The 11,135-nt window shown below is 43.4% G+C and carries 10 protein-coding genes; 8 read left to right on the plus strand and 2 right to left on the minus strand.

The window, feature by feature from the left end; all coding sequences use genetic code 11:
* Window positions 1-133: 133 nt before the first annotated feature.
* Window positions 134-2,701 (minus strand): ATP-dependent chaperone ClpB, encoded by a 2,568-nt coding sequence (gene clpB / locus A6B41_RS03730; protein ID WP_027074957.1) that lies wholly within the window; start codon window positions 2,699-2,701, stop codon window positions 134-136.
* A 274-nt stretch (window positions 2,702-2,975) separates the two neighbouring features.
* Between clpB and A6B41_RS03735 the strand changes: the two genes are divergently transcribed.
* From A6B41_RS03735 to A6B41_RS03765, 7 genes are all read left to right on the plus strand, one after another.
* Window positions 2,976-3,455: an HvfX family Cu-binding RiPP maturation protein gene (locus A6B41_RS03735; RefSeq protein ID WP_050436804.1), complete on the plus strand. Its 480-nt coding sequence runs from the start codon at window positions 2,976-2,978 to the stop codon at window positions 3,453-3,455.
* Between the two features lie 22 nt (window positions 3,456-3,477).
* Complete coding sequence (gene hvfA, locus A6B41_RS03740) at window positions 3,478-3,789, plus strand: oxazolone/thioamide-modified RiPP metallophore HvfA (protein WP_027074955.1); 312 nt, start codon at window positions 3,478-3,480, stop codon at window positions 3,787-3,789.
* 210 nt (window positions 3,790-3,999) lie between these two features.
* Window positions 4,000-4,920 (plus strand): HvfB family MNIO-type RiPP peptide maturase, encoded by a 921-nt coding sequence (locus A6B41_RS03745; protein ID WP_027074954.1) that lies wholly within the window; start codon window positions 4,000-4,002, stop codon window positions 4,918-4,920.
* Entirely contained in the window at window positions 4,910-5,662 is a 753-nt protein-coding gene (locus A6B41_RS03750; protein WP_027074953.1) for an HvfC family RiPP maturation protein, read from the plus strand. Before A6B41_RS03745 ends, A6B41_RS03750 begins: the two co-directional genes overlap by 11 nt.
* Window positions 5,663-5,793: 131 nt before the next feature.
* On the plus strand, window positions 5,794-6,375 hold the full coding sequence (locus tag A6B41_RS03755) for a sigma-70 family RNA polymerase sigma factor (protein ID WP_027074952.1): 582 nt from the start codon (window positions 5,794-5,796) through the stop codon (window positions 6,373-6,375).
* A 1-nt stretch (window position 6,376) separates the two neighbouring features.
* The gene (locus tag A6B41_RS03760; protein WP_027074951.1) at window positions 6,377-6,571 is read left to right on the plus strand and encodes a zf-HC2 domain-containing protein; all 195 of its coding nucleotides are present in this window, start codon (window positions 6,377-6,379) and stop codon (window positions 6,569-6,571) included.
* 204 nt (window positions 6,572-6,775) lie between these two features.
* On the plus strand, window positions 6,776-7,441 hold the full coding sequence (locus A6B41_RS03765) for an OmpW/AlkL family protein (protein ID WP_027074950.1): 666 nt from the start codon (window positions 6,776-6,778) through the stop codon (window positions 7,439-7,441).
* A 133-nt stretch (window positions 7,442-7,574) separates the two neighbouring features.
* On the opposite strand, the gene A6B41_RS03770 is transcribed toward A6B41_RS03765, so the two are convergent.
* Window positions 7,575-9,068, minus strand: a complete 1,494-nt coding sequence (locus tag A6B41_RS03770) for a PTS transporter subunit EIIC (protein WP_027074949.1) — start codon at window positions 9,066-9,068, stop codon at window positions 7,575-7,577.
* A gap of 187 nt (window positions 9,069-9,255) precedes the next feature.
* Here A6B41_RS03770 and ilvD point away from each other — a divergent pair, with 187 nt between their 5' ends.
* Window positions 9,256-11,094, plus strand: coding sequence for a dihydroxy-acid dehydratase (gene ilvD / locus A6B41_RS03775; RefSeq protein WP_027074948.1), 1,839 nt, complete (start codon window positions 9,256-9,258; stop codon window positions 11,092-11,094).
* The last annotated feature ends 41 nt before the right edge of the window (window positions 11,095-11,135 follow it).

The following is an 11,135-nucleotide window of genomic DNA, read 5'->3' on the forward strand; positions in this document are numbered from 1 at the left end:
GCTCATCATAGCAAAATCAGATAACAAAAGCCCTTCATTAACAGATGAAAGTTAATGAAGGGCATTATGAAAATATTTAATATACAAGCGGTCTTTTTTTGCAAAATTTTTGCATTTTTAGACCGCTTGTTATCTATTGAACTGCTACAATTCTATCGCCTTGGTAATCCACCGTTACTGCTTTATTCGGCAATAACTGACCACTTAAAATCTGCTGTGCCAGCGGGTTTTCAAGCTCTTGCTGAATCGCACGTTTTAACGGTCTTGCCCCGAATAACGGGTCGAATCCGGCTTTGCCGATATGGTCGATTGCCGCATCCGTTACCGTCACTTCGTAGCCACGTTCCGCCAAACGTTTGATTAAGCGTTGTAGCTGAATACGGGCAATCGAGCGAATGTGTTCTTGACCAAGCGGGTGGAAGACCACCGTTTCATCAATTCGGTTGATAAATTCCGGACGGAAGTGTTGCCCCACCACCGACATCACCACTTCTTTCATTCCTTGATAATCCAATTCAGGATTTTCTTGAATGAGATGTGAACCTAGGTTTGAAGTCATAATCACCACTGTATTACGGAAATCGACCGTTCTGCCTTGGCCGTCTGTTAGGCGACCGTCGTCTAATACTTGTAATAAAATGTTAAACACATCAGGATGTGCTTTTTCCACTTCATCCAACAACACTACAGAATACGGGCGACGGCGAACTGCTTCGGTTAAATAGCCGCCTTCTTCATAGCCTACATAGCCCGGAGGCGCTCCTACTAAGCGTGAAACGCTGTGTTTTTCCATAAACTCAGACATATCAATCCGCACCATGGCATCTTCATCGTCAAATAAGAAGTTTGCCAAGGTTTTGCAAAGCTCGGTTTTACCCACACCGGTTGGGCCTAAGAATAAGAACGATCCAATCGGCTTATTCGGGTCTGACAGCCCTGCACGGCTACGACGAATAGCGTTAGCGACTGCTTCTACCGCCTCGTTTTGCCCAATTACACGACTATGAAGTACCGATTCCATGCGTAGTAATTTCTCTTTTTCGCCTTCCATCATTTTGGAAACCGGAATGCCGGTAGCTTTTGAAAGCACCTCTGCGATTTCTTCTTCGGTCACTTTAGTACGAAGGAGTTGGGCATCTGCATTTTTTTCGCCATTTTCGACCGCTTGTAACTGTTTTTCTAAGTTTGGAATCACGCCATATTGTAATTCTGACATTTTCTCAAAATCATTTTCACGGCGGGCTTGATCCATTGCTATGCGGGCATTTTCCAGCTCGGCTTTGATGTGCTGTGTGCCTAACAATGCGGATTTTTCTGCTTTCCAAACTTCTTCAAGCTCGGAATATTCACGCTCTTTGGTTGCCATTTCCTCGTCTAATTTAGCTAAGCGTTGGCGGCTGGCTTCATCTTCCTCTTTTTGTAACGCTTGGCGTTCTAATTTGAGCTGAATAATGCGGCGTTCGAGCTTATCTAACGGCTCAGGTTTAGAATCAATTTCCATACGCAGGCTTGATGCCGCTTCATCAATTAAGTCAATTGCTTTGTCCGGCAATTGGCGATCCGAAATATAGCGGTGCGAAAGCGTTGCTGCCGCTACAATTGCCGGGTCAGTAATTTGTACGTGGTGGTGAATTTCATAACGTTCTTTTAAACCACGCAAAATCGCAATAGTATCTTCTACTGTTGGCTCATCAACTAATACTTTTTGGAAACGACGTTCCAGAGCAGCATCTTTTTCGATATATTGGCGATATTCATCTAAAGTGGTTGCTCCCACACAGTGAAGTTCACCACGGGCAAGGCTTGGTTTTAATAAGTTACCGGCATCCATTGCACCGTCTGTTTTACCGGCACCGACCATCGTGTGAATTTCATCAATAAAGAGGATAACTTGTCCTTCTTCTTTAGCTAATTCTTTGAGTACGGCTTTTAGGCGTTCTTCAAATTCACCGCGATATTTTGCCCCGGCAATTAATGCTCCCATATCAAGGGAAAGTACTCGTTTGTTTTTTAACCCTTCAGGCACTTCTCCATTGACGATACGCTGGGCTAAACCTTCCACAATCGCTGTTTTACCTACGCCCGGTTCACCGATTAATACCGGGTTGTTTTTCGTGCGGCGTTGTAGCACTTGCACCGCTCGGCGGATTTCTTCATCACGTCCGATAACAGGGTCTAATTTACCTGCTTTGGCACGTTCGGTTAAATCAATGGTATATTTTTGTAAAGCCTGTCTGGTTTCTTCTGCGTTTTGATTATTCACGTTTTCCCCTCCTCGAATTTGGCTGATTGCTTGTGTCAGCTTTTCTTTGCTCAAGCCAAATTTTTTAAATAATTTGCCTAAATCGCCATTATCATCAAGAGCTGCTAAAACAAACAATTCAGATGAAATAAAGCTATCACCAAATTGTTGAGCAAGCTTGTCAGATTGATTTAATAGTCGAATTAATTGTTGTGAAACTTGGGTATTGCCGCCTTGAACTTGTGGCAAGCGGTCTAAAATTGTTTGTAATTCGCGAATCAATGTTGGCACATTCACATTTAATGTAGTAAACAATGAAGCGATAGAGCCTCCATCTTGTTTTAACAATGCATACAGTAAGTGAGCCGGTTCGATATACGGATTGTCTTTTCCAACAGCAAGTGATTGAGATTCTGCTAATGCTTCTTGCAGCTTGGTTGTCATTTTTTCAAAATTCATATTTTCTCCATATCATTATTAATGGATTATCACATTGAGCTAATGGTATTTAGCGTCAATCTCTAACGAAACTATAAATGGTGTTTGTCAAGCACTTTTCAAGTAAAAATGTGAAAAAGATCACAAAAATTAATGCATTAGCAAATTTTTGGCCGATTAATATAGGTGATTTACCCAGATTTAACGGTTTTAGTTTAGAAAAATAAAAATTTTTTGTCAGAACCTACCGCCGGCTCCGTCTAACTAATACTTTCATTTATTTTAGGAGCGTTTTATGTCCTCTTGTTCAACCCAATTTTCCGAATGCTGTGCAAAAACAATAGTAATGCCCGGCATAGGTTTACTGGTGTTACGTATATTTCTTGCCTATGAATTTTTTGAGGCCGGTTTAGAAAAGTTAAACGGCGAAAACTGGTTCAGTTCTATTGAGGACAGTTTTCCGTTTCCGTTTAGTCTGTTACCTACGGATTTGAACTGGGCAATGGCAAACTGTGCGGAAATTATCCTACCAATCTTGTTAGTGCTGGGGCTATTTACCCGTTTTAGTTCGCTTGGTTTGATGATTTTAACCTCAGTAGCTTGGTATGCCGTTCATGCCGATTTAGGTTACAACGTGTGTAGCAACGGTTACAAAATGGCCTTGATCTATTTAGTGATGCTCGTACCTCTATTAATGCAGGGGGCAGGTGCATTATCTCTTGATTTTCTATTACAGAAAAAATCGCCAACCAAAACTTGGTTGAAATTCCTTTAATCTTTAATTTGGAGAATTTTTAATGAAAAAATCAACTTTAATGGCATTAGCTGGCGCATTAGCAATGGCAACTACAACCGTAAATGCAGAAACTATGGCAGTAAAAGCAGATGCCTGTGTTGAAATGAAAGATGGTAAATGTGTGAAAATGAAAGCCGCAGAAGGTAAATGTGGTGAAGGTAAATGTGGCGCAGCTGCACCAAAAAACATGATGTCGAAATCAGCAGAAGGCAAATGTGGTGAAGGTAAGTGCGGTGCTACTTCACCAAAACACACCATGTCAAAAGCAGGTGAAGGTAAATGTGGCGAAGGGAAGTGTGGAGCGACTAAATAACCTCTGATTCCTCTATCCATTGAAGGGGAAGGCTGGGAGAAGAATAAAATTAGCAGATTTGCCTACCTTCTTGCAATTTTGTTGTAATTTTTTTCCTCCTCATTCCTTCCCTCTCACTTCCTCCCTTCCTCCCTTAGTCGGGTTGAGAAATAAGCAACAAGCGGTTGTTTTTCCCTATTTTTTTACAAATCATTAAAGGAACACAAAATGCTGAAATTTACAGGTGCAGGCTTAGGTTATCGCCGTGATTTGTCGGATGGCTTTTTATCTTTAACGGATAACAGTGTTATTAATTTTATGGAAGTAGCACCGGAGAACTGGCTCAAAATGGGCGGTCAGGCACGTTATAACTTCGATAAAGTAGCAGAAAAAATTCCGCTGGTTATTCACGGTTTATCGCTTTCACTCGGAGGGCAGGCACCGTTAGATATGGAATTGCTCAAAGGCATTAAAAAAATGCAACAGCAATACAACTCTCACTTTTTCTCCGATCATCTCAGTTATTGCGAGTGTGAGGGGCATTTGTACGACTTACTGCCTATGCCGTTTACTGATGAGGCTGTCATGCATGTTGCTAACCGTATTAAGCAGGTTCAGGACTATCTCGGTATGCAGATCTCGCTGGAAAATACCTCTTACTATCTGCATTCACCAACCAGTACCATGAATGAGGTGGAGTTCCTTAATGCGATTGCAAAGGAGGCGGATTGTGGCATTCATCTGGATGTGAACAATATTTATGTAAATGGTGTCAATCATGGGCTTCTTGATCCATTTGTATTTGTCGATAAAGTAGATAAAGACCGTGTGAACTATATTCATATTGCCGGTCACGACGAGGATCATAATGCTGCAGAAGAGGTGAAAATTACCGAAGGTGAGTCTTTTAATATAGTGAAAGGAGAACTTCGCTATTTGCCGACTTTGTTGGTGGATACACATGGCGAGTCAGTGCAAAAAACGGTGTGGGATTTACTGGAATACACTTACGAACGTTTGCCATACATTCCACCAACACTTTTAGAGCGTGATTTCAATTTCCCTCCATTCCAAGAGTTGATTGAGGAAGTTCAACATATTGCAGGCTTACAGAAAAAATATGCAAAAACGGAGCTTAAAGATGTCGCTTAAGCTGGTTGAGGAGCAAAAAAGCTCGTTAAAGGAGATTCAAGCCGAGTTTGCTAATGCTATCCGCTACAACAATGTAAGTTTAATGCGTGGTAACGTGTCACCACAGCGATTGGGCGTATATGCCCGTTTGGTGCGCAATAATACGTTAGGGTTTATTGATTGCTGTTATGTGGAATTGCCTCGGCATATTTCTGCTGAGCAATGGCGTGATGTTAAAGAAAAATTCGTACAGGAGGGCAAAGCCCACTCGCCGTATTTTCAAGATATTGCCAGTGAGTTTTTACATTTTTGCCAAGAATACGCCTGTTTTGAACCACACTTACTTGCCCTAATGGACTTTGAAAACGCACAGCTACAGACAGAAGTCTCAATGGCAAATGTACCGGCAGAGTTTGAATGGGATAACAATACTGTAATGCAACTTTCCGGTGCTGCTGAGCTACGCCAATATGATGTCAATTTTATCCGTAGTGAGTTTAAGCAGTTTGAGGTTGAGCCAACTAATGTGCTGATTTGGCGTGATGCGGCGTTTGGTATCTACTATAAGTGCTTAGAAGAGCTGGATTTTTTTCTACTTAGTTCGTTGCAAGAAAGCGCAAATTCACTAAACGGCCTATTGGCGGAATTGAGTAAATTTATCAATCAAGATCCAAATTTGAAAACAGTATTAAGACGGTTGTGGGACAAATGGGTTGAAGCGGAAGTGTTGTATCCCTCTTCAATTAAGGCAGATGAAGGTTAAATTTACAATCAATACGTTCTCTTATTAATTTCTGCCCCTATTTTCTAAGAGTAGAAATTAATAGCTATGCAGGAGAAAGTATCTAAATTTAAGTAGTGCAATTCCTCCAATTTTTACCAAAGGATCTGTATATGTCCCACCCGTCTTTATGGCAAATTTCTCCTAAGCAACTGGAAGATCTACGTTTACAAATGGTGAAATTTGCCTTTTTATATTTAAAAAACAACGAACTTGCTGAAGATGTAGTCCAAGAAGCATTTGTGAGTGCCTATAAATATGCTGACTCTTTTAAAGGTGAAAGTGCGTTGAAAACGTGGGTTTTTGCTATTTTAAAAAATAAAATTGTCGATTTAATCAAAGCTAAGAGCAAATTAGTGACGGTATCTGAGCTAATTGAGCAAGATGAGCAGGATTTGAGTGAGAAACTGTTTCATGAAAATGGAACTTGGGATCATGATGTGTATGTATCAAGTGAATGGAAAAGCATTGATAGTGCTATTTACTCCGCTCAATTCTGGCAGATATTTGAGTTTTGTCTGAATAATTTACCGGTAAATCAAGCCAGAGTGTTTATGATGCGTACTCATTTAGAAATGGAAACAGAAGAAATCTGTACAGAGTGTGAGATTTCAGTGGCAAATGTACATACGTTGCTCTATCGATCAAGATTGCGTTTACAGGTCTGTTTAAGCCAAAAATGGTTTGGAGAGTAAGGTGTTAAATTGTAAAGAAACCACCGAGCTGATTTCTCTTTCTTGCGAGCAGAAACTCAATTTTAAACAGCAGTTACAGTTGAAAATTCATTTAATGATATGTCCTCGTTGCCGAGGCTTTGCCCGCAATGCGCAGAAAGTGGATAAGTTGATGAAAGCATTTAGCAGCAGGACAGAGAGTTCAACTTTGGAATAACATAGCAAAGTCAATTGAGCTGTATTTTTAATTTCGAGAATATTTTGAAGTAAAAATGTGAAAGAGATCACAAAAATAATGTTTATTAGGTAGTTTAATGTTAAATATTTGATAAATATCAATTCATTTTTATTTCACTTCATTTACACTTCACTAAAGTTTACCTCGTTATAGGTAATCTAATTATTTTTTGAGGATATGAAAATGAAAAAAACAACTTTAGCAATTATTTTAGGTGGGGCTTTATTAGCTGGTTCAGCAATGGCTCATCAAGCAGGTGATGTAATGTTCCGTGCCGGTGCTGTGCATGTTAAGGCGAATTCAAGTTCTAAAACAACATCTCCGGTACAGGTTGACTTAAAAGTTAAAAACAACACTCAGTTAGGCTTAACTGCAACTTATATGTTGGCAGATAATGTGGGTATTGAATTATTAGGTGCAACACCATTCTCACATAAAATTAATGCGAATGTTCCGGCATTAGCTCCAAATTCAGACTTAGGTAGAGTAGTCAGATTAAGACACTTACCGCCTAGCTTATACGCTCAATACTATTTCTTTGAGCCAACTGCAACAGTGAAGCCTTATATTGGTGCAGGTTTGAACTATACACGTTTCTACCACGCTAAATCTGTTCATCCGGCAGTAACAGACTTAAATGTTAAAAAGCATTCATTTGGTCCGGTAGCGAACTTAGGGGTAGATGTTAAATTAACTGATAACATTTATTTTAATGCATCGGCTTGGTACACTCGTATCAAAACAACAGCGAAATTTAAGACTCCGACTGTAACTCAGGATATGCAACACGAAGTAAAAGTAAAACTTGATCCTGTTGTATTATTTGCGGGTTTCGGGGTGAAATTTTAATTAATCCATTTTTAATGAAAGCAGGGCTAATCTTATTGATTAGCCCTTTTACTATAATTTATATTATAAGCGGCTATATTTAGTGAATGATTTGCAATTTTTTGAAAGAAATCAACCGCTTGTATACTTCTTCTTAATCTTCTCGACCAAGAATCTGATTCACTTCACTCTTATACAACACCGCTTTTGCCCCGAACACGGCTTGTACGCCGCCGCCGACTTCGAGTACGTCAATCGCACCGAGTTTTTTGAGGGTGGCTTTGTCGACTGCTTTCACGTCTTTGACCGCTACACGCAAGCGGGTGATGCACGCATCGACATTCTCGATGTTGGCTGCTGTGCCGAGTGCGGCGATGATTTTATGGGCATTTTCGGTCAGCGAGCTGGTTTGTTGTTCGCTAGCTTCTTCAACATCTTCCGCCCGCCCTGGTGTCATCACGTTGAATTTTTTGATCAGGAACAGGAACGAGAAGTAGTAGAGTGCCGCCCACGGTAAGCCGACCATCACCACACGAATCCAGTTGGTGTTTTCGTTGCCTTGTAAAATGCCGAACAGGGTGAAGTCGATCACACCGCCCGAAAAGGTGTTCCCAATGGAAATGTTCAGCAGGTCGGCGATAAAGAACGACACGCCGTCCAAGAAGGCGTGGAACACATAGAGCCACGGAGCAACGAACAGGAACATAAACTCAATCGGCTCGGTGATGCCTGTAATGAATGAGGTCAATGCCGCCCCCAAGAACAAGCCGCCTACTGCACCACGGCGGGCTTTCGGCACAGCGTGATACATTGCCAAGCAGGCTGCCGGTAAGCCGAACATCATGGTGTCAAAACGACCAGCGAAGAAGCGTGTCCCTTCGGTAAATAAGCCTTGATGATTTGGGTCGGCAAGCTGGGCGAAGAAGATTTTTTGTGCACCGATAATGGTTTCGCCGTTCACCACTTCCGTGCCGCCGAGTTCGGTGTACCAAAACAGCGGATAGATCATATGATGCAAGCCGACCGCGCCGCTCAAACGCATCAGGAAACCGTAGAAAAACGTGCCGATTTCGCCCATTTGCGCAATGCCCTGCCCGGCGGAGACCAGCCAGTTTTGGAAGGTCGGCCAAATCAGGAAGAATACCGCACCGACGAAGATCGCTGCAAATGCCGTCACAATCGGCACAAAACGCGACCCGCCGAAGAAGCCGAGAATTTGCGGCAGTTGAATGTTGTGGTATTTATTATGCAGTTTTACCGTGATCAAGCCCATCACCAGCGAGCCGATCACGCCCGTATCAATTCCTTTGGTTTCGGGTGAAAACAGCGGAATGAGGGCGGCAATCGTGCCGGTCATAATCAAATAACCGACCACCGCCGCCAACGCTGCCACGCCTTTATCGCGTTTCGCCAAGCCAATCCCCAAACCGATACAGAGCAGCAACGCCAAGTTGCCGAATACCACGCTTCCAGCAGACGCCATAATCTGAAAAATGCCTTGCAAGGTCGGGTTATCCAACATCGGGTAGGCTTGCACCGTTGCCTTGTTCGACAACGCCCCACCAATCCCGAGCAGCAAACCCGCCGCCGGCAAAATCGCAATCGGCAGCATAAACGCTTTACCGACCTGTTGAAGTTGTTTAAACATAGTTTCCTCCTGTGATAGTAATATTAATAGCATACTTAAATTTAAGAGTTTTCGATGTGATATAACTCACAGTTTTGTAAAATTTTTTATAAATCTGACCGCTTGTAAAAAAATTACCGTAGCCTCTTAAATTCAAGTAAAATAACTCAATTCATAGCAAACACAACATTCAAAATTTGGAGAGATTATGCCTAAATTACGTTCAGCGACTTCAACGCAAGGTCGCAATATGGCAGGCGCGCGTGCGTTATGGCGTGCCACAGGAATGAAAGAAAACGACTTCGGCAAGCCGATTATTGCGGTGGTGAACTCCTTTACTCAGTTCGTACCGGGCCACGTTCACTTAAAAGATCTGGGGCAGATGGTTGCCGAGCAGATCGAAAAAGCCGGCGGTGTGGCGAAAGAATTTAACACCATTGCGGTTGATGACGGTATCGCCATGGGGCACGGCGGTATGCTCTACTCGCTGCCGAGCCGTGATTTGGTTGCGGATAGTGTGGAATATATGGTCAATGCCCACTGTGCCGATGCGATGGTCTGTATTTCCAACTGCGACAAAATCACACCGGGAATGTTAATGGCAGCCATGCGTTTGAACATTCCAACCGTGTTTGTATCGGGCGGCCCAATGGAAGCCGGTAAAACCAAACTTTCCGACCAAATCATCAAATTAGACTTGGTCGATGCGATGATCCAAGGGGCGAACCCAAATGTATCGGACGAAGTGAGCGAGCAGATCGAACGTTCCGCTTGCCCGACTTGCGGTTCTTGCTCGGGTATGTTTACCGCAAACTCAATGAACTGCTTAACCGAAGCCTTAGGGTTGAGCTTGCCGGGCAACGGTTCGTGCCTTGCCACTCACGCCGACCGTAAACAACTTTTCTTAGACGCAGGCACACAAATCGTGGAACTGTGCAAAAAATACTATGAGCAGGACGACTATTCCGTTCTCCCACGTTCAATTGCCACCAAAGAAGCTTTTGACAATGCAATGAGCTTAGACATCGCAATGGGCGGTTCAACCAACACCGTGCTGCACTTACTCGCTGCGGCACAAGAAGCGGAAGTGGATTTCACCATGGCAGACATCGACCGTCTCTCCCGCAAAGTGCCGTGCCTAAGCAAAGTGGCGCCGAACACGCAAAAATACCATATGGAAGATGTGCATCGTGCCGGTGGTATTATGGCGATTTTGGGCGAGCTGGATCGTGCCGGCTTGCTCAACAACCAAACCCGTACTGTGCTGGGAATGAGTATGGCGGAGCAGATCGCCAAATACGACATCGTTTTAACCAAAGACGAAGCCGTACATAAATTCTTCCGTGCAGGGCCGGCGGGCATTCGTACCACCAAAGCCTTCTCGCAAGATACCCATTGGGATACGGTGGACGACGACCGTGAAAACGGCTGTATCCGTTCGAAAGAGTTTGCTTACAGCCAAGACGGCGGCTTAGCGATGCTGAAAGGTAACATCGCCCTTGACGGCTGTATCGTGAAAACAGCGGGCGTGGACGAGAGCATTCTCAAATTCACCGGTGAAGCGATTGTATTTGAAAGCCAAGAAGATGCGGTTGCAGGCATTTTAGGCGGTAAAGTCAAAGCCGGACACGTTGTCGTGATCCGCTATGAAGGCCCGAAAGGCGGCCCGGGTATGCAGGAAATGCTCTACCCAACCAGCTACTTAAAATCAATGGGCTTAGGCAAAGCCTGTGCCTTGCTGACCGACGGCCGTTTCTCCGGTGGTACATCGGGCTTGTCTATCGGCCACTGCTCACCAGAAGCTGCGGCAGGTGGTTTAATCGGCTTAGTCAAAGACGGCGATAAAATCGAGATCGACATTCCAAACCGCTCAATCGAACTCGTTGTACCGCAAGCTGAACAGGACGCACGCCGTGCCGAACAGGATAAAAAAGGCTGGCAACCAGCCAACCGCCAACGTGAAGTATCGTTCGCATTGAAAGTCTATGGCCACTTTGCAACCTCGGCGGATAAAGGAGCGGTAAGGGATAAATCGTTGTTGGGATAAATTTATTTTTCATTATAAATCTGCATCTTCAAAGTGAATGA

This window comes from Mannheimia granulomatis, from assembly GCF_013377255.1.
Taxonomy (GTDB): Bacteria; Pseudomonadota; Gammaproteobacteria; order Enterobacterales; family Pasteurellaceae; genus Mannheimia; species Mannheimia granulomatis.

What these genes read in the sequence shown, in the direction of transcription:
- ilvD (WP_027074948.1), top strand. Translation starts at nt 9,256, where the DNA reads ATGCCTAAATTACGTTCAGCGACTTCAACGCAAGGTCGCAATATGGCA.
- clpB (WP_027074957.1), bottom strand. Translation starts at nt 2,701, where the DNA reads ATGAATTTTGAAAAAATGACAACCAAGCTGCAAGAAGCATTAGCAGAA.
- A6B41_RS03770 (WP_027074949.1), bottom strand. Translation starts at nt 9,068, where the DNA reads ATGTTTAAACAACTTCAACAGGTCGGTAAAGCGTTTATGCTGCCGATT.
- A6B41_RS03765 (WP_027074950.1), top strand. Translation starts at nt 6,776, where the DNA reads ATGAAAAAAACAACTTTAGCAATTATTTTAGGTGGGGCTTTATTAGCT.
- A6B41_RS03755 (WP_027074952.1), top strand. Translation starts at nt 5,794, where the DNA reads ATGTCCCACCCGTCTTTATGGCAAATTTCTCCTAAGCAACTGGAAGAT.
- A6B41_RS03735 (WP_050436804.1), top strand. Translation starts at nt 2,976, where the DNA reads ATGTCCTCTTGTTCAACCCAATTTTCCGAATGCTGTGCAAAAACAATA.
- A6B41_RS03750 (WP_027074953.1), top strand. Translation starts at nt 4,910, where the DNA reads ATGTCGCTTAAGCTGGTTGAGGAGCAAAAAAGCTCGTTAAAGGAGATT.
- hvfA (WP_027074955.1), top strand. Translation starts at nt 3,478, where the DNA reads ATGAAAAAATCAACTTTAATGGCATTAGCTGGCGCATTAGCAATGGCA.